Consider the following 18,322-nt stretch of genomic DNA (forward strand, 5'->3'; position numbering starts at 1 on the left):
ATCAAGCAGCTAGACGATGGACAGCGCCGAGGGTCCGTCCGGGGCCGGGAATTCATGGTCCAGCAATGCCAGGTCATCGTCATCCAGCTCGATGTCGAGAGCTGAAACAATCGGGTCTATGCGCTCCACGCGGGATGTCTTCGGGATGGCAATTGTGTGTTGTTGAGCTATCAGCCAGGCCAATGCAATCGAGGCCGGTGTACACCCGTGACGGTCCGCGAGAGTTGCGAGACTTGCGTCGCGCAACAGCCTGCCTTCCCCCAGCGGGCAATAGGCCATGACCGGGATGCTGTTGTCGGCCAGCTTCGGTTTCAGGTCCCATTCGATGCCCCGATCCGACAAATTGTAAAGCACCTGATCAACCGCGCACTTGCGCCCGTCGCGTACACCAAGAAGTTCGTCCATATCGTCGGCGTCGAGATTACTGACACCCCAGTCGCGGATTTTCCCGTCGGTCTTGAGACGCTCGAAACCGGAAACGGTTTCGTCCAGCGGATACTGGCCACGCCAGTGCAGCAGGTAGAGGTCGATCCGGTCCGTCTGCAGTCGTCCAAGAGAACGTTCACAAGCGGCTATAACGCCGTCATAAGATGCGTTGTGAGGGTAGGCTTTCGAAACAATGTAAGCGTCATCGCGGCGTTTTCCCAGCGCTTCGGCAACGACAAGCTCGGCGCCTCCTTCACCATACATTTCCGCCGTGTCTATAAGCTGCAGCCCTCGGTCCAGTCCATGTCGCAGCACATCGGCCTCCGACTGCAGCAGCTCCGCATTTTCGCCCATGCGCCAGGTACCGAGGCCAAGGGCGGGTATTTTTTCTCCGCCGGGAAGGGATACATGCTTCATACGCAACTCCAGTATTCCATTTCGGCAGCTTGACGCAGGATGCGGTGTAAACGCAAGGTGCGTTTCAAGCGGTAAACAACGATTGATAATGACGGGAATAATGAAAGCTGACTCTATTTCCTTTGCGGCAGATGACTGGCGAGCAGGCATATTCGCCGCATTGAAACGGCAGGATGTGCGGCAGATGGCTTATGTGCCGGATGCGGGTCATGCCAGCCTGATCAATGCGTGCCTGGCTGACAGTGATATCAACTGCACAGTCCTTACCACCGAAGAAGAAGGTGTTGCCCTGTTGGCGGGCGCCGAACTCGGCGGGCAGCGTGGTGTCATGCTGATGCAGTCGTCCGGTGTGGGTAATTGCGTCAACATGTTCTCGTTGCTCAAATCATGCGGATTTCCATTTGTCACCCTGGTGACGATGCGGGGTGAATGGGGGGAGTTCAATCCGTGGCAGATGCCGATGGGACAAGCAACGGAAGACACGTTCAAGCGATCCGGGTTCGTCGTCTATCGGGCCGATACCGGCGAAGATGCAGCAGCCATGACCGGATCGGCGATGCGACTGGCCTACGACAGCAATTGCCCGGTTGCCGTTTTGTTGTCACAGCGCCTGATCGGCGCAAAAGATTTCTAGGATGGATTGTTGAGATGATTGCAAGACGCGAGGCTATTGCAGAGGTGTTGAAGGACCGGCCCGACAACCTTCTGGTGATCAGCGGGCTTGGTTCACCAACCTATGACGTGGCTGCAGCCGGAGATGTTGCGCAGAATTTTTATCTATGGGGCGCCATGGGCGGCGCCGCCGCCATGGGACTGGGGCTTGCACTGGCGCGGCCCGATGCGCGTGTCCTGGTTGTCACCGGCGACGGTGAAATGCTGATGGGCCTGGGGTCTCTCGCGACGCTGGGGGCCAAGGCACCGGACAACCTTGCCATACTGGTTATCGACAATGAGGCCTTCGGTGAAACCGGTGGGCAGACCAGCCACACCGGAAAGACCACCAATCTGGCCGCGGTAGCGCTGGCCTGTGGATTCAGGCAGGTGGCGACGGCGCACAAGCAGGCTGACCTTGGCGCTGTAAAACAACTCGTGCTTGAAGATACCGGACCTGTGTTGGGGGTGATCAAGACGGGATCCGATGAGCTGCCGAGAGTTTTGCCGGAACGCGACGGGCACATTATCAGAAACAGGTTCAAGACAACTGCAACACTGTAGGGGCGCGGCCCTGACAACATGGAGAAAGCAAATGGCTTTGAAGAGAATTGGCGCTGGCAACCGGATGACAAGTGCGATCATTCACGGTGACAAGGTTTACATGTCCGGCTTCGTGGCGAACGAGGCAGCCGGGGGTAGCGTCGCTGCACAAACAGCTGACATTCTGGCGCAGATAGACGCCATGCTGGCGCAGGCAGGCTCCGACAAGACAAAGGTTATCAGGGCCACTATCTGGCTTACCGACATGGATACCTGGGCAGAAATGAACACTGTGTGGGATGACTGGGTTGTTGCAGGTGAAACACCGTGCCGTGCCGCAGTACATTCACCCAAGCTGGCCGCACCGGGTCTGGATGTGGAAATCCAGGTGGAAGCTGCCATCTAGGTCGAGGAGCCGCAGCCATGGCAAGGGCGCTGGTGCTTGGAGCCGGTATTGTCGGGGTCACCATGGCGTACGAGCTGTGGCGGGACGGTCATGAGGTGACCGTCATTGACCGTGAGACTGGTGCGGCTGAATTCACCAGCTTCGGCAATGCCGGCATGATTGCGCCGGGACACGCTTATGCCTGGGCGTCTCCGGCTTCACCGAAAATTCTGCTCAAGTCATTATGGCGTAATGATCAGGCGCTGCGATTGAAGCCGTCATTGGACCCGGCGTTCTTGAGGTGGATGTGGAAGTTCTGGGGCCAGTGCAGTGCAGAACGAGCGGCCGTCAACACCAGGCGGAAAGTCAGATTGTGCAATTACGCGCAGTCAGTGTTTCACGAAACACGTGCCGATACAGGTGTTTCGCACGACGCAAATGACGGCGGCATCCTGTATCTGTTCCGGTCGCAGGCGGCATTTGAAGCGGCGAATACGAAAGCTGAGATATTGCGCCGGGAAGGCTCTGATATTGGCGTTCTCGATGCTGATGGCATAGCGCGGAAAGATCCGGCGCTTGCCGGTTGCAGGGACCAGTTTGCCGGTGCGCTGTTTGGCGGCCGGGACGAGACCGGTGACTGCCGGATGTTTACCCGCAACCTGGCAAGTTGGCTCGGCGAGCGCGGTGTTGACTTCAGATGGGGGGTGACGGTCAAGGCGCTGGAGACCGATGGGGATCGGGTCAGCAGCGTCGTGACTGATCAGGAAAACCTGTCTGCGGACATCATCGTATTGTCGCTGGGAGTGTATTCGCCGCATCTGGCAAAGCCGGTCGGGATTGATTTGCCGATCTATCCGGTCAAGGGGTATTCGATGACTGTTCCGGTGTCGGGGCGCAATAATGCGCCCGCTATCGGTGGTATCGACGAAGAGAGCCTGGTTGCCTATACGCCGATGGGGAATCGGCTGCGGGTGACGGCGACGGCGGAATTCTCAGGTTATGGGGTCGGGCATTCGCCGGCGGATTTCCGGCACATGACGAGCGTGGTGAAGGGGCTGTTTCCCGATGGTGCCGATTACACCAGGGCAGAATACTGGGCAGGCCTGCGCCCGATGACGCCTGAAGGAACTCCGATCCTGGGCGCTACAAGCTTCAAGAACCTCTGGATGAATACCGGTCAGGGCCATATGGGCTGGACCATGAGCCATGGCACCGGCAGGCTGGTTGCAGACATTATTGCCGGACGCAAGCCGGCGATTCCCCTCGACGGGATGACGCTTTAGGCTTCAAGTACGCAAACCTGTGTGTTGAAAGGCATGTAGGGCTTGCTTTGCGTCAAAAAAGCTCCATAAGCTGTTGAAAGATCGATTGGCGCCTGATCACGGGGGTAGTTAAGCGCGAGGGTGAGCTTGACGATATGTCGGATGTAGCGACGAATTGGTTCGCGGGCGTTTCAGCGATTCTCGCGACTTTGATTATTGTGCAAACGCTGCTGCAGATGCGCAAAAACAAGCGCTGGAATGATGACAGTGATCTGCCGTCGGGTGCGCGGCAAGTCAGTCGCGCCAGATATCGTGGTCATCGCGTGATGCACTACAGTGATGGATCTGTTCTGGCCGAAACCCGTTTCGGATTCAAATCATTTGAGAGCTTTGACCTGTATCGGCAGTATATCGACCGCTAGCGCGGGATGTTCGTGATGGTCACGAGCTTAATTATCGGCGATAAACAGCGAGCACTGCTGCCCTTGCGGAATCCACTCCTGCAAATCCAGTTCCGGTATGTTTGCAATGCAGCTCGTTGTTGCCGGATCGGGTGCCGTGCAGGTGCCGCCGCGGGATATGCTTCAGACTACATCACGGCTGGCCGAATCAGGATTAATCTGTTGTTTTATGCCAGCTTTTTCGTTTGCATTGGGCGCCGTCATGAAAAAAAGCCTGATCTTTATCCTTGCTTTACTGGGTGTAACGGTTGCCACTGTGGCGTTGACTGAAGCATTTGGTCTGAGCGTCACCGTTATGGTGTTGATGGCAACGATCGGTTCTCTGAGTTGCTTGCTGGTGCTTGTTGTCGTTCCCCGGATCAGGGAACAAATGGCGGAACGGGAATACAGGCAATTGCTGCGAGACAGCGTGCACCTGATTGTGGGCCGTGCACGTTACCGCGGACGCCGCGTGCTTCACTACGCAGACGGCAGTGTGGCAGTGCATACACGGCGTGGTATGCAGGCGTTTGACACTTTTGATGCCTGCAGACAATTTATCGACGGACGCTGAAGCGGGACAACTGTCCGGCAAGTGTTCAACAGCGGCAGGCGTTCATAGTAGCTAACGGAATTACTCAAACATGTCGGGCTAATGTATGTTTTCTCCAGCTTGATGTATCCGTCTGACTGGAAACCGCAGCAGAGTCCGCAACCGAACCAGGACGCCTTGTGTCGACATGATTACCCAGATTTTCAAAAAGCTCGTTTCGAAAAACAAGGGCGGGCAGCAGGATGAAGAGCCTCGTCTTCCAGATGGTGTGAGGGTTTATGTCATCGGCGACATCCATGGCAGGATCGACCTGCTGGAGCGCCTGTATGCAATGATAGAAGCTGATCGCAATGAACGGCCGATTGCTCATTGCGTGGAGGTTTTCCTCGGAGACTATATTGATCGTGGGCCCTCTTCCCGGGAGGTGCTGGAATGGATGGTGAAGGGCCACAGTGTTTGTAACAAACGGATTACACTGCGTGGCAATCACGAATTGTATCTGCAGGACTTTCTCAGTGACCCCGGCGTGATCAGTGCGTGGGGGCAGTATGGCGGCCTGGAAACATTGCATTCCTATGGCCTGAAGTTTCGAATGCCGATGGGAGAAGACCAGTGGGCCGATATTCAAAAAGGCTTGTTGGACGTTCTGCCGCCGAGCCATCGGGTTTTCCTGGAAAACTGTATTCTGTCAGCCGGCGCCGGCAAATATTTCTTTGCGCATGCCGGGGTAAATCCGCAGATTCCGCTGGATGATCAGGTTGCCGAAGACCTGCTTTGGATTCGCGAACCCTTTCTGAGCCATGGCAGTGCGTTGCCGAAAATAATTGTCCACGGCCACACACCGGCGGAAAAGCCTGAGATCGAGGCGCACCGGATCGGCATAGATACCGGCGCCTACATTACCGGGCGTCTGACCTGCGCGGTGCTGGAAGGCAGCGATGTGCGGTTTCTCTCAACCTAGTGAAATGCCCGAGATTTACGACTTGTTAACCATTTGGCAATCAATGCTGACCTAGTGTTGTTTCGAAACGGTGATGTCAGGTGCGTATATGACGTACTGATTCGCTGTTGACGGCTTAATACTTCTTTGGGCGAACCGCTGAGTTCCGGATCTGCCTGAGAAAACGGATGGTAGAGGTCATCATGATCCTCGGGGGCTTTCAGAACCGGTTCAGCGTAGTTGCAGCAATGATCCTGATTGCGCAGTTGCTGGCTGCGTGCGCGTCTTCTTCCGGTGGCGTTGAGTCCTCCGGACCGTCGGCGGCGCCGACGAGCTATGCCGCAACGGTGCAGCAACCGGCGGCTGCTGCAACAAGTTCAGTGGCGGCATACCGGCTGGGGTCCGGTGACAAGGTCAAAGTCAATGTATTTGGCGAAGCTGATCTGTCCGGAGAATTCCTGGTCGGGGACAATGGCCGCATAGACCTGCCGCTTATCGGCGCGGTGCAGGCGCGGGGCCAGACCGTAACCCAGTTTCAGAATGCGGTCGTGGCGAGATATTCAGGCGGTTATCTGAAAGACCCGAAAGTATCGGTGTCGGTCCTGAACTATCGTCCCTTCTTTATTCAAGGCGAAGTGGGCAAGGGCGGTGAATATCCCTACAAAGCCGGGCTGACCATACAAAATGCTGTCGCAATCGCTGGCGGATATACCTACCGGGCCAACACGGGCAAGGCCTTTGTACGCCGTGCGGGTCAGGATCGGGAAGTGGAAATTCAGACAAATCAACGCGTTGCGATCAATCCCGGGGACATAATCCGGGTGCCGGAGCGGTTTTTCTGATGGTGTTTGCGAGCGGTACCGCGCCAGCGGCCAGTGCTCATCGTTTGTTTCCAGTAAGGCGTATGCGGACTAAGTTGTAAATAATTCATTAGTTACCATTAGGTACTATTGGGCATTGACGCAATTTAGCAGGCGCAAGTTTCAAGGCTGTAATTCGGCTGGAATAAAGGTGGACGGCGATGTCATTCAAACTGGCAATTTCAAGCGCGATGGGAATCGCGCTGTTTTCAGGTCTCGTACACGCGCAAAGCGTCGAGGCCTTCGTTGCCAGCTATAATCAGGACCCTGCACTTTCAATTGCCGTTTCAGACGCGGTCAGCGCGAACCATCCGGAAGCGGAAGCGTTTTGCCGGGCTGCAGACGATGCATCCGAGCCGGTGCAGGTCTATGTCGGGGCCGGTCTGGCCGGAGCGCATCAGTATTTGCTGTCGGTTAACGATTCTGCAGGGGCTAGCAGTATAAAATTAACCGTGTGCACTTGCGAGAGGACGCCGGGTCAGGTCCTGAGCTCCTTTGCAAATGGGATTGGCGCACTGGAGCGTGACATGTGTTCAAGCGCATGGCGCGGTGAGAGTGGGGGGTCGCCGCCAGATGTGTTCAGCATCAATGTTGACGGGGGCGGTAACGGCGTTAGCAGAAACTGATTTGACCTGACAGGTTTTCTAATCGTGCGGGCGACGAGACGAAGTTGAAATGGGGCGTGACGGCTGAAATGCGGGCAAAATTAATAATTGCGGTGCTTTGTGCATGTGCAGGTGCGTCAGCGGGGGCATCTGCGCAGGAACTGTCGCGCTCGGGTTCAGGTAACATGCCTACCGTCCGTGACCGGTTCGAAGGCCTGGGCTTGCGGGCCGGCCAGTTCTGGGTTCTGCCGGATGTTGAAACCGGATATTTCTACGATAGCAACGTGTTCGGCGAATCAGCCGGCGAAAATGCCGACTCAGGTATCTATGTCTCGCCTTCGGTGACATTGAGATCGGATTTTGGCCGCCACCAGTTGAATCTGAAGGCCGGGCTCGATCACTACGAATACCTGGATTTCTCTTCGCAAAGCCGCACCGATTTTGATGGTGAACTGGATGCCCTGTACGAAGTGACAAGCGACACTGTGCTTAGGGGCGGCCTGAAAGGCGGGAAGTTCAACCAGGAGCCTGGAGATCTCGAATACCCGACTGTTGGCGTGCCGACATCGCCCGGCGAGTACTATAAATTCGATTCCTGGGCCTCTATCAAGCACACGTTCAACAGGCTGTCCGTCTCGGTGGGTGGGGCTTTTGACTTTTTCGACTATGACGATGTCGACGGTGTCGACCAGGACTTCAGAGACGGCAATGTTACCACGGCCGGCGGGCGTGTTTCATATCTTGCCTCGCCCGGTTACCGCATATTCGGTGATTTCCGCTACAATTGGCGCGATTACAATGGCGGTACCATCGTCGACTCAGAAGGCTGGCGCGCCCTTGCAGGCGTTGAATTTGAAGTGACCCGCCTGATTTCAGGTGAACTCGGGATCGGCTACAACGAACAGACTTATGATTTCGCCGGTTCGCCGACCACATCCGCATTCAGTTACCATGGTGCACTGACGTGGAATCCGACACCGTTGATGACAGTCAAGCTCAATGCCGACCGTACTATTGAAGACAGTACGTTCAATCAGGCCGGGCGTGTCCAGGACTCGGCCAAGCTGGTCGTTGACTATGAAGTACTGCGCGAGCTGGTGTTCTCGCCATCGGTTGGTTTCGCCTACAATAATTATGAGAATTCATCTCTGGACGACTTCAGAATTGAGGCTGGCGCGGAGCTCGAATACCGGGTGAACCGCTTCATGTCTGTTGGCAGCAGGTACAAATACTCCTACAGTGATGTCACAGGTCCCGGCCTTACCGATTGGGACCGTCACCTTGTGGGCGTCTATGCTAAAGCGCGCTTCTGATAACAGTCCTCCGGCTGGCCGAGAGGGGTACCCTGACTCATCATCTCCTTTCGAGTTTGGTGGGTCCGAAGGTATTGATTTAAGGGAACTTTTCCGGATCGCGCGGCGCCGTGGCCCGATGGTTGCGGTGATCGGTTTTCTGACCGCTTTGCTGGGCGCAATCTATGCTCTGCAGCTCACTCCCGTGTACACCGCGAAGGCCACACTGCTGATTGATACGAATCAGAAGAACATAATTAATGCCGAAGCCATCGTTTCCGGGATTGGACGAGACAACTCTGCACTGGAAAGTGAACTTGAGCTAATCCGGTCCTATGATGTGGCCAAGCGGGTTGTCCGCAAGCTCAAGCTTGATGACAAGTCGAAAGCTGAACCGGCAAAGATTTCAGCGGTCCGGCAACTGCTTTCTCTGGTGTTCAGCCGTGAGCCTGCCCCTGAACCGGTTTTCAACGAAAATCGCACCGACAGGATCATACGCTCCCTGTCCAAGTCCATCAGCGTCGACCGCAAGGGGTGGACCTATGTGGTTGACATCAAGTACACCTCCGACAGTCCGACCAAGGCGGCGCAGGTGGCGAATGCATTTGCGGACGAATATCTGGTTGATCAGCTTGAAGCGAACTATGAAGTTACCCGCCGTGCCAATGACTGGCTCAGTGAGCGTCTCGGCGCGTTGAGAAAAAAGGTTCGTGAATCGGAGCGTGCCGTCGAACTGTTCAAGGTGGAGAACAATATTGTCGAGACCAACGGCTCCACCCTGAGCGACCAGCAGGTTGCAAAGCTGAATGAGCAGTTGATCCTGGCCCGCGCCGAGTCGGCTCAGGCGCAGGCCAAGTATGACCAGGTTCAGGCTGTCCGCAAAAGGGGCGGGGATATCACGGCCTTTGCAGATGCCCTGCAATCCAGTGCACTGGCGGCGCTGAAAGGAAAAGCCTCGGAAATACGCCGTGAGCTTGCGAACCTGAGTGCCAAATACGGTAACCGGCACCCGTCCGTGGTTTCCGCGCGGGCGCAGCTGCAAGATGTCAGGCGTTCGATCAGTTCCGAGGCCAAGCGCATTCTGACCTCTACGGAAAATGCCTTGCGGGTTGCCAGCAGCCGCGAAGAATCCATTGCTGCAAGCCTTGCCGAAGTCAAGGGAACAGCTTCAAGAGACAGCCAGGCAGAGGTCATCCTCAGAGAACTGGAGAGGGAATCGGCAGCCAACAAGGCTCTGTTTGAGTCCTTTCTGTCGCGGTTCAAGCAGACCAGCGAGCAGGAAAAACTCAATACGAACAATTCACGTGTCATTGAACGAGCTTCTGCGCCAACCGTCCCCAGCGCTCCGAACAAGAAATCGCTTGTGATACTTGCGGCCATGCTGGGGTTGGGACTGGGGGCTGGAATTGCCTTCCTGATAGAGCAACTGGATGCCGGCTATCGCACAACTATCCAGATTGAAAAACAATTGGGCGTACCGGTACTTGCCAGCATACCGCGTTCAGACAATGAGCTGCCCGGCAGCGGAATCGGGCGCACAGCCCGAAAATACAATCCGTTCAGTCTGCTGGCCGGGTTGTTCAGCAAGGGCGACAAGTCAGAACGGCGCATGAAAAAAAGCGACCGGGTCAGTATCAGCCGGCTGGTGGTTCAAAGGCCACTGTCGAGTTTTACCGAGGCTGTTCGGGCGCTCAGAATGGGTATCAAGTTTGCAGATGTCGATCGCCCGCAGAAAATTGTACTGCTCGCTTCTGCCCTGCCAGGCGAAGGCAAGTCCACTATCGCGAGCAACCTGGCGCTGCATGCGGCAGCTTCGGGAGAGCGGGTGCTGATCATTGATCTCGACCTGCGCCACCCGGTGCTCACGTCGTTGTATGCGCCGGATGCCAAGCACGGGGCGGTGGAACTGTTGCTTGGAGAGGTCGATCTCAAGCAGGTGATCGTGAAAGACGCCGCGTCGGGACTGCACATATTGCCGGCGCCGCGCCGCAAGGACCTGACCCACACGGCCGAATTGTTGGGGTCGAAGCGGATGAAAGATCTGTTTACCCATCTGAGCGGGTTTTATGACCTCATTGTTGTTGATACCTCGCCGTTGCTGCCGGTTACCGATGGCCGCGCCCTGATCGACGTGGTCGATTCCCTGGTGCTGGTGGTGAAATGGGAGACTACTGCGCGTGATGCCGTTGATGCCGCGTTGAAGCAGTCGCTGGGTTCGCATGGCAAGCTGACCGGCGTTGTCATGAACGATGTGGTTGCCTCGAGAGCGCGGTATTACGACTATTACAAGTCGGGATACTACACCAAAAAGTACCCGTACTATTATGGCGGATCGGGTTAAGGTGGCGCGAGGTGTCAGTCCGTTCGCCATGGGACTGCTGCTTTCTCTGGGTATTTGCCTGACCGGTCTGGGCGGTTATCAGCTTTACCGGCTGGACGATACGCACCTGCGCAGGGAAGTTTTGTACTCAGTTTCTCCCGGCACCCTGCAGGTCTGGCTTGCGACGCTGGATCCGGCAGATCGTGAAAACGCCGCCAGGCTTTCAGACCGGTTTGTCAGCATGACACTGCCACAACGGCGTGACGCGGTCCTCGCGATTGCGCGGCCCGGATATTTTGAAGCGATGGGCTTGAGTTTTGCAGATCGGCGGCGTCTGCAGATGTTGATTTTGCAGGCGTCGGGATTGGCACTTGCGAAAGCGCCGGCACTTGGTGAGCTCTGGTTTCTGTCAGCCAAGCTGCGCAACACCCTGTTCGGTTTTGATGCCACGACCGGCCACCATGTTGAACTGTCATTTGCCTATTCACCCAAGGAAGTGGATTTGGTGCTGGAGCGGCTGCAGATGATGAGTATTGCGTGGCCGCTGCTGAGTAACCGCCTCAGAAACATAGTCCGGCATGACGTGAGGATTGTTGATCAGACTTTTCCCGACCGTGCTGCGGAACTTCGTCAATACCTTCACAAAGCCGGAGCAAAGCTCTGATGATCCTGGATGATAGATCCTTGTCCGCTCGTTCCCGGGGTGTGTTATGAGCGCGGTTGCATCGGTGCTGATTGCGATTGTCGTCGGCTTTAGTAGCTTCTGGCTTGGCTCCAACAGGCCGCTTGCATGGAGTGTGAATGCCGTCATGGTGGGCGGGCTTTTGATGTTCACCTGTCTGTCACTTCAGCTGGAAGCGCGACGCCATCCGGCACTGATGATTTCAAGGCTCTGGGCAGCTATCGTGATGTTCGGCCTGGGGATGTGCTGGGCAGTAGCGCAGATCATCCCATTGGGGTCTGCGACAGCAGGCCACCCGGCATGGCAGGTGGCAGGCGAGGCCCTGGGTCGTGACATGCCGTCGACCATATCCATCAATCCATCCGAGACACTTTGGGCCATCGTGCGCTATCTCACCGCCGCATCGGTCTTGTTGTGTGTTTATGTTCTCGCGCGTTCGGCTCAGAATGCTCAAACCATCTTGCGGACATTTGTAATTCTGACCGGGCTTGCGGCGCTTTACGGATTGACGCGATTGTCTCTCTCGCTGGACAAAATCCTGTGGTTTGATGAACCTGACACAGGGTATCTCACGTCGGGCTTCATCAACCGCAACAGCGCTGCGACCTATTTCGGAATGGCATGCCTGGCGAGCCTTGGCCTTGTGATCCAGAAGGTTCGCACGGTATTGCAGTCAACGTCGCATGACAGTGGCCGTGAAGTGGTCAGAAAACTGTCTCTGGCCATGGCAGGCATGCTCGGATTCGATCTCGTCCTGTTTGTGCTGATGTTTGTCTGCCTGTTGGCGACCGGGTCCCGCGGCGGCATCAGCTTTACGATACTGGCGCTGTTTTTCATGTTGCTGCTATACGGCGTGAAGGCGACAATGCGAGGCCGGTCTGCCGGGGGCGGGCTTGCGTGGATAGCAATCATATTGGTCATTGCAGCGTTGATGCTGGGGGTCTTTGAGTTGTCAGGCGCCCGGCTCACCGGCCGATTGCTCGATCAGGGACTTGAAGCAGGTGCACGGTTTGAAGTCTATGCGCAAACATGGCTCGCTGTCCGGGATTACTTGTTCCTGGGCAGTGGACTGGGCACTTTTCAGGATGTGTTTACAGCTTACCGGCTTGAATTGTCTGCGGGTCGCAAGGTCTGGGACAAGGCACACAATGATTACCTGGAGCTGCTGCTCGGGTTGGGTCTGCCGGCGGCGGCACTTGTGCTGATGAGCTTTGCCAGCTTGTTTTCCAAGGTGACCAGAGGGTTTTTTGCGCGGCACCGCGACACACATTATGCCGCGATTTCGGCAGCGGCCTGTGTGCTGGTCGGGCTGCATTCTCTGGTTGATTTCAGCCTGCAGATTCAGGCAAACGCGCTCGCATTTGCATTGCTGTTGGGAGTGGGGCTGGCGCAATCGTGGAGCACCCGGGCCTAAATGCCGCGTCGTGAATGCTGATCGGGATTAAATAGCCTGAAATCAAGACTTTACCTAACGTCCTCAATATTGGCTGACTACAGGTTTATGGTACATCAAGTGTTGCGGCGCATTGGGTACATAGTTAGTCTGTCTGAAAGTTGAGGGGCCATGATTCGGATGACTAAAGGCGACGTAGTCGGCAAGAGATGGTTTGCTGTGCGCACGCAGCCCAACCGGGAGCAACGCGCAAAACATCAGCTTGACCGGCAACAGTTTCGAACCTTTCTGCCTCTGATCGAAAAGTCTGTGTGCCATGCCAGGAAGATACGACAGGTTCGCTCTGCTCTGTTTCCCGGCTATCTGTTTGTTGAACTCGATTTGTCAAAGGATCAGTGGCGCTGCATCAACTCGACCTATGGAGTGTCCTGCCTTGTAATGGCCGGCGAGCGCCCGGCCTTTATTCCGGCGGGTGTGATTGAGTTGATAATCGAGTTGTCAAAAAGCAATGGGTTGGTGGATTTTACTCCTGATCTGCAACCCGGCATGAGTGTGCAAATGGTGTCCGGACCCCTGTCGGGTTTGATCGGGCGACTGAACCGTTGCGATGCGCGCGGTCGTGTGGAAGTCCTGCTCGAGGTCATGGGGCAGGAAATCAGGGTGACATCCAGCGCCAAGGTGTTGATGCCAGCCTGACCGGCAAAGTAGCTTTACGGTAATTGAGTAGAAAGGCGCCGATACCTGGTGCTGAAAAAAGATATGTGTCGTATCTGCCGTGGCGGAAGTCATTTCACCCGGAGTGCGGTAGCTATTGCCTGATTTGTTAGATCAACAAGTGTGTCCGATAGACAGATGAACACCAAACCTTACCTCGTGCCAGTTGTTTTATGCGGTGGAGCCGGGACACGGCTGTGGCCATTGAGCCGCCAGGCGTTTCCCAAGCAGTTTGCCGTTGAGGTGGAGCGGAAATCGCTTCTCGACCTTACCCTCGCCCGGATCAACGGGCTTGACGGAGTGGCGTCCTGCCTGGCGGTGACCGGGGAGGACTATCGCTTCATGGTTGCAGAAGCGCTGCACAATGCGGGTGTGCCGGGTTCGATACTGCTGGAGCCGATGGCCAGGAATACAGCGCCGGCATTATGTGCTGCAGCCTTGCAGATCGCCCAGACAACTCCTGACGCGGTCATGGTGATCCTGCCGTCGGATCATTTTGTCTCGGATGCCGGCAAGTTTGCCGCCGCCATCAGCGATGCCGCGAAACTTGCGCAGGAAGACTGGTGGGTGACGCTGGGTATACGCCCGACAAAAACCTCTTCTGCGTATGGTTACATTGAGCCTGGACCGGTGATTGCGGATCATGGCTCTGCGGCCCGGGTGTCGCAGTTCCTGGAAAAACCGGATGTCAAAAAAGCCGAGGAACTGATCCGCGCAGGATGCGTCTGGAATGCCGGCATTTTTGTCGTCAAGGCCGGCACCGCGGCCGATCTCGTCGCCAAGCACGCCCCGGACATTCATGATGCCGTGCAGCAGGCGGTTGCAGGCATCACCGTCGACAACGAGTTTCACCGGTTACAGCCGGAGGCGTTTTCTTCAAGCCCGTCGATCTCCATCGACTATGCCGTTCTGGAAAAGGAACCCGAGGTCGCCGTTGTGCCCTATGACGGTGACTGGTCGGACCTGGGGTCCTGGGACGCAGTTGCGGGTGTGCATGAAGCTGATGACGATGGCAACCGGTCAGAAGGAGATGCATGGTTTTCCAGTTCGCAAAACTGTTTCGTTCACAGCCCCGGCAAACTCGCGGTCGTGCTGGGACTGCAGGACATTGTTGTGGTGGATACACCCGACGCCCTGCTGGTCACCAGCAGGGAACAGGTGGAGCAGGTCAAGACCGTTGTGGACGATCTCAGAACCGCTGAGCGCAGTGAACTTACCGATCATCGCAAGGTTGCCCGTCCATGGGGAACGTTTGAAGGAATTGACCGGGGTGACCGCTACCAGGTCAAGCGCATCACCGTAAAACCGGGCGCCCAGCTATCGCTGCAATACCATCATCACCGGGCCGAGCACTGGATAGTGGTCAAGGGCGTCGCCAAGGTTACGCGGGGCGATGAAACCTTTCTGCTGCGTGAAAACGAGTCGACCTACATCCCGCTGGGAGCTGTTCACAGGCTTGAAAATCCCGGCAAGACAACACTGGAACTGATCGAAGTGCAGTCCGGATCCTATCTGGGTGAGGACGATATCGTGAGAGTTGAAGACGTTTACGGCCGCGAAGCCGAACCAGGTTCTGCGAAACCGGCATCGTCTGCGGCAAAACCGCAAGGAAAATCCAAACCGGCGCAAACATCGGCCGGGAAGGGGGGGCAAAAGTGATTTCTCCACCAAGAGTAGCGAGTGAGCGGGCGCAGGTTGCCACCAGAGGAAAGGGCATCGAAGATCGCCAGCCTCTGCGACTGGTAACCCGGATAAGGTTTCAGTTGATCGGCGGGCTGGTGTTCGCCGTCATCGTGCCCGGGCTGGCCCGCTGGCCGGCCGCGAGCCTGGTTCCGGGGTCGGGCATGGTATCCCTGCAATCTGCGATGCTGGGCTCCATGCTCGCGCTGTTTCTGGGTTACTGGGCGCTGCGCCAGATGATTGCCTATCCCGGTGTGCAGGCCACGCAGTACATTGCGCCGGCCTTTGCCATTTCCTATTCGATCATCATCATGATGTTCTTTTTCCTGCGAATAGATTATTCGCGCTACCAGTTTGGCGCCAGTTTCATAGTGGCGATCGTCTGGTTCTATGCGTGCTTTTTCCTGGCAAGGCGGGCCCTTCTGCAGAATTTCGCCCTGGCGGAAGTGGGCGATACCAAGGGTCTGCGGGATCTGGACACCGTGGAATGGTTCAGCCTGCAGGCACCGGCCTTTCCGGATCAGCGGCTGGACGGAATTGTCGTCGACCTCAGGGCCGACCTGTCAGACGACTGGAACAGGTTTCTGGCCGCCAGTGCGCTGAAAGGTATTCCGATTTACCATGTCAAGCAGATGGCCGAGGCGCTGACCGGCAAGGTCGAGATCGAGCATTTGTCTGAAAACAGTCTCGGGTCGGTATTGCCGTCGCTGTTGTATCTCAGGCTGAAACGTCTCGTTGATCTTGGACTGGCTGTCATCCTGGCGCCACTGTTCTTGATCATTGTTGGGCTCACGGCGATTGCCGTGAAACTCGACTCGAAGGGGCCTGCGTTTTTCCTGCAACCGCGCATGGGCTTCAGAGGCAAGCCGTTCAGGATGATCAAGCTCAGAACCATGAAGGTGGACGCGCACAAGACAGGCGGCAACTTTACCGAAGATAATGATCCCCGCATTACGCGGCTGGGTCGTTTCCTGCGCAAATACCGTATCGATGAGTTCCCGCAGATCATCAATATCTTTGCAGGCCAGATGAGTTGGATCGGGCCTCGTCCGGAGGCCCTGGAATTGTCTGACTGGTATCAGCGTGACATCCCGTTTTACAGCTACAGGCATATTGTGCGCCCCGGACTTTCCGGCTGGGCCCAGGTGCACCAGGGCAATGTGGCGCAGGTCGAACAGGCAACCCACAAACTGCACTATGATTTTTATTACATTAAGCACTTTTCACCATGGCTCGATGCGCTTATCACAGCGAAAACAATCTGGACCGTTCTGACCGGGTTCGGATCGAAGTGAGACAAGGAAGAGTATTTTCATGAAACTGGCAGTCATCGGTGCTGGATATGTCGGGCTGGTCTCGGCGGCGTGCTTTGCGGAGTTCGGTTTTTCCGTCACCTGCATCGACAAGGAAGTCGAGAAAATTTCCGCGCTCGAAGCAGGCCGGATCCCGATCTATGAACCGGGCCTGGAGCAAATCGTCCATAGCAATTTTGAAGCAGGCCGTCTCACTTTCTCCACCGACCTGCAGTCGGCAGTCGCAGATGCAGATGTGGTGTTTATTGCGGTGGGAACGCCGACACGGCGTGGTGAAGATGCCGCAGACCTGTCTTATGTGTTCGGAGCCGGTGCCGAGATTGCCGACGCCATGGACGGCTTCACCGTTGTGGTCACCAAGTCGACTGTGCCGGTAGGCACGGCGGAGAAGTTAAAAAACCTGATCCTGAAAACGCGCCCGAAAGCGGACTTTGAAGTGGCATCGAATCCGGAGTTTCTGAGGGAAGGCTCTGCTGTTGAAGACTTCCTGCGCCCGGACCGCATCGTGATAGGGGTGAGTTCAGAGCGGGCTGAAGCGCCGTTGCGCCAGTTGTACCGTCCGCTGACCCAGAAGGACGTGCCGATTGTCTTTACCTCCTGCCAGGCGGCTGAAGTCATCAAGTATGCCGCCAACACCTATCTTGCTACCCGGATCGGGTTCGTGAACCAGCTGGCAGACCTGTGTGAAAAGGTTGATGCCGACATCACTCACGTGACCAGGGGAATGGGTCTCGACAAGAGAATTGGCCAGCACTACCTGCAACCCGGACCAGGGTTCGGCGGCTCCTGTTTCCCGAAGGATACCAGGGCCCTTATGGTGACGGCCCGGGAACAAAAGGCGCCATTCACGGTCGTGGAGGAAGTCATTGAGGCAAATGAGCGGCGCAAGCGCAGCCTGACTGAACGGGTCACCAGCGCAGTTGGCGGCTCTTTGCGGGGTAAACGCATTGCCGTTCTGGGAATTGCATTCAAGGCAGATACGGATGATATCCGTGATGCGGCATCATTGGTCCTGATCCCTGAACTTCAGGCAGGTGGCGCCGTTGTGGCGGCCTATGATCCGGCTGCCATGGACAATGGACGAAGCCAGTTTGCCGATGTGCAGTGGTGTGCAGATGCCTATTCAGCCGCGCTGGATGCCAGTGCGGTGGTCATCCTCACCGAATGGAACGAGTTTCGCGGCCTGGATTTTGCGCAGCTCGCAAAAACCATGCGCGCGCCTGTGATGGTCGACTTTCGCAACCTGTTTTCGCTGCAGGATGTCGAGAACAGTGGGCTTGTTTACCATTCATTAGGCAGAGCACAACATGATCAAACCAATGATACAGACAGGATTGCCCTGATTCGGTCGAGCTGACCTGGAGGGGCAATCGCCCCTTCCGGAAGTGAGCCGAGCTTGTGAATTCGTCCCTTGGTTACAAAATGCGTCCGCGTACAAAGGTGTTCATGGCGTGTTTGTGGGCCTTGGTAATCGTGAACCTCAGCATCATTGTCCATTTCGGACTCATCTCCAGGCCGCCATTGTCGTTACTTCTGCACGAGCTGTCGCGCTTTGATCTGGTTCTGCATTGCCTTGCCTTTTGCAGTCTTTCGATACCCGTCTTCATGTTGTTTCGGCCCATGCTTCGGGCAGGGTCGGGCATATTTTTGCTGGGCATCGGCCTGGAGCTGGCGCAATGGATGACAACCTCTCGCGAGGCGTCGATTACTGATATCGCCGCCAATGGGTCGGGCATCTTGCTTGCCGCCCTGTTTGTTGTGATGTTGAAGCGAGCGGACTTTGAGTTCCTTCGGCCTGTTTTGGCCAGAGCAGCCTGATACCCCGGCATCAATCCGACTGAAAACC

19 protein-coding genes are annotated in these 18,322 nt (G+C 56.3%); 18 read left to right on the forward strand and 1 reads right to left on the reverse strand.

Annotation, left to right across the window (positions count from 1 at the left end):
• Nucleotides 1–9: 9 nt before the first annotated feature.
• Nucleotides 10–843, reverse strand: coding sequence for an aldo/keto reductase (locus tag DHN55_RS06630; RefSeq protein ID WP_108880540.1), 834 nt, complete (start codon nucleotides 841–843; stop codon nucleotides 10–12).
• Nucleotides 844–943: 100 nt separating this feature from the next.
• Here DHN55_RS06630 and DHN55_RS06635 point away from each other — a divergent pair, with 100 nt between their 5' ends.
• The 18 genes from DHN55_RS06635 (at nucleotide 944) to DHN55_RS06720 (ending at nucleotide 18,294) form a co-directional block, all read left to right on the forward strand.
• Complete coding sequence (locus DHN55_RS06635; RefSeq protein WP_108880541.1) at nucleotides 944–1,477, forward strand: thiamine pyrophosphate-binding protein; 534 nt, start codon at nucleotides 944–946, stop codon at nucleotides 1,475–1,477.
• 14 nt (nucleotides 1,478–1,491) lie between these two features.
• Nucleotides 1,492–2,058 carry a thiamine pyrophosphate-dependent enzyme gene (locus tag DHN55_RS06640; protein WP_108880542.1) on the forward strand — a complete coding sequence of 189 codons (567 nt, stop codon included), beginning with the start codon at nucleotides 1,492–1,494 and terminating at the stop codon, nucleotides 2,056–2,058.
• A 31-nt stretch (nucleotides 2,059–2,089) separates the two neighbouring features.
• Nucleotides 2,090–2,443, forward strand: coding sequence for a Rid family hydrolase (locus DHN55_RS06645; protein WP_108880543.1), 354 nt, complete (start codon nucleotides 2,090–2,092; stop codon nucleotides 2,441–2,443).
• Between the two features lie 17 nt (nucleotides 2,444–2,460).
• A complete protein-coding gene (locus DHN55_RS06650; protein WP_108880544.1) occupies nucleotides 2,461–3,705 on the forward strand; it encodes a D-amino acid dehydrogenase in 1,245 nt (414 codons plus the stop codon).
• A gap of 134 nt (nucleotides 3,706–3,839) precedes the next feature.
• The gene (locus tag DHN55_RS06655; protein WP_108880545.1) at nucleotides 3,840–4,106 is read left to right on the forward strand and encodes a hypothetical protein; all 267 of its coding nucleotides are present in this window, start codon (nucleotides 3,840–3,842) and stop codon (nucleotides 4,104–4,106) included.
• A 106-nt stretch (nucleotides 4,107–4,212) separates the two neighbouring features.
• A complete protein-coding gene (locus DHN55_RS06660) occupies nucleotides 4,213–4,698 on the forward strand; it encodes a hypothetical protein (protein ID WP_337659988.1) in 486 nt (161 codons plus the stop codon).
• A gap of 166 nt (nucleotides 4,699–4,864) precedes the next feature.
• A complete protein-coding gene (locus DHN55_RS06665; RefSeq protein WP_108880547.1) occupies nucleotides 4,865–5,638 on the forward strand; it encodes a metallophosphoesterase in 774 nt (257 codons plus the stop codon).
• Between the two features lie 167 nt (nucleotides 5,639–5,805).
• Complete coding sequence (locus DHN55_RS06670) at nucleotides 5,806–6,459, forward strand: polysaccharide biosynthesis/export family protein (RefSeq protein ID WP_337659989.1); 654 nt, start codon at nucleotides 5,806–5,808, stop codon at nucleotides 6,457–6,459.
• Nucleotides 6,460–6,638: 179 nt separating this feature from the next.
• A complete protein-coding gene (locus tag DHN55_RS06675) occupies nucleotides 6,639–7,103 on the forward strand; it encodes a hypothetical protein (protein ID WP_108880548.1) in 465 nt (154 codons plus the stop codon).
• A gap of 164 nt (nucleotides 7,104–7,267) precedes the next feature.
• Entirely contained in the window at nucleotides 7,268–8,395 is a 1,128-nt protein-coding gene (locus tag DHN55_RS06680; RefSeq protein ID WP_337659990.1) for an outer membrane beta-barrel protein, read from the forward strand.
• Entirely contained in the window at nucleotides 8,376–10,715 is a 2,340-nt protein-coding gene (locus tag DHN55_RS06685; protein ID WP_337659991.1) for a GumC family protein, read from the forward strand. Before DHN55_RS06680 ends, DHN55_RS06685 begins: the two co-directional genes overlap by 20 nt.
• Nucleotides 10,699–11,358: a hypothetical protein gene (locus DHN55_RS06690; protein ID WP_337659992.1), complete on the forward strand. Its 660-nt coding sequence runs from the start codon at nucleotides 10,699–10,701 to the stop codon at nucleotides 11,356–11,358. Before DHN55_RS06685 ends, DHN55_RS06690 begins: the two co-directional genes overlap by 17 nt.
• A 46-nt stretch (nucleotides 11,359–11,404) precedes the next feature.
• Nucleotides 11,405–12,790 carry an O-antigen ligase family protein gene (locus DHN55_RS06695; RefSeq protein ID WP_108880552.1) on the forward strand — a complete coding sequence of 462 codons (1,386 nt, stop codon included), beginning with the start codon at nucleotides 11,405–11,407 and terminating at the stop codon, nucleotides 12,788–12,790.
• Between the two features lie 159 nt (nucleotides 12,791–12,949).
• A complete protein-coding gene (gene nusG, locus DHN55_RS06700) occupies nucleotides 12,950–13,465 on the forward strand; it encodes a transcription termination/antitermination protein NusG (protein ID WP_337659993.1) in 516 nt (171 codons plus the stop codon).
• 156 nt (nucleotides 13,466–13,621) lie between these two features.
• Nucleotides 13,622–15,142 (forward strand): mannose-1-phosphate guanylyltransferase/mannose-6-phosphate isomerase, encoded by a 1,521-nt coding sequence (locus DHN55_RS06705; RefSeq protein ID WP_108880554.1) that lies wholly within the window; start codon nucleotides 13,622–13,624, stop codon nucleotides 15,140–15,142.
• Nucleotides 15,139–16,458 carry a sugar transferase gene (locus tag DHN55_RS06710; RefSeq protein WP_337659994.1) on the forward strand — a complete coding sequence of 440 codons (1,320 nt, stop codon included), beginning with the start codon at nucleotides 15,139–15,141 and terminating at the stop codon, nucleotides 16,456–16,458. Before DHN55_RS06705 ends, DHN55_RS06710 begins: the two co-directional genes overlap by 4 nt.
• A 19-nt stretch (nucleotides 16,459–16,477) precedes the next feature.
• Nucleotides 16,478–17,833 (forward strand): nucleotide sugar dehydrogenase, encoded by a 1,356-nt coding sequence (locus tag DHN55_RS06715; RefSeq protein ID WP_108880555.1) that lies wholly within the window; start codon nucleotides 16,478–16,480, stop codon nucleotides 17,831–17,833.
• A 41-nt stretch (nucleotides 17,834–17,874) separates the two neighbouring features.
• Nucleotides 17,875–18,294 carry a hypothetical protein gene (locus DHN55_RS06720; protein ID WP_108880556.1) on the forward strand — a complete coding sequence of 140 codons (420 nt, stop codon included), beginning with the start codon at nucleotides 17,875–17,877 and terminating at the stop codon, nucleotides 18,292–18,294.
• Nucleotides 18,295–18,322 lie beyond the last annotated feature (28 nt).

This window comes from Anderseniella sp. Alg231-50 (genome assembly GCF_900149695.1).
Classification (GTDB): Bacteria; Pseudomonadota; Alphaproteobacteria; order Rhizobiales; family Aestuariivirgaceae; genus Anderseniella.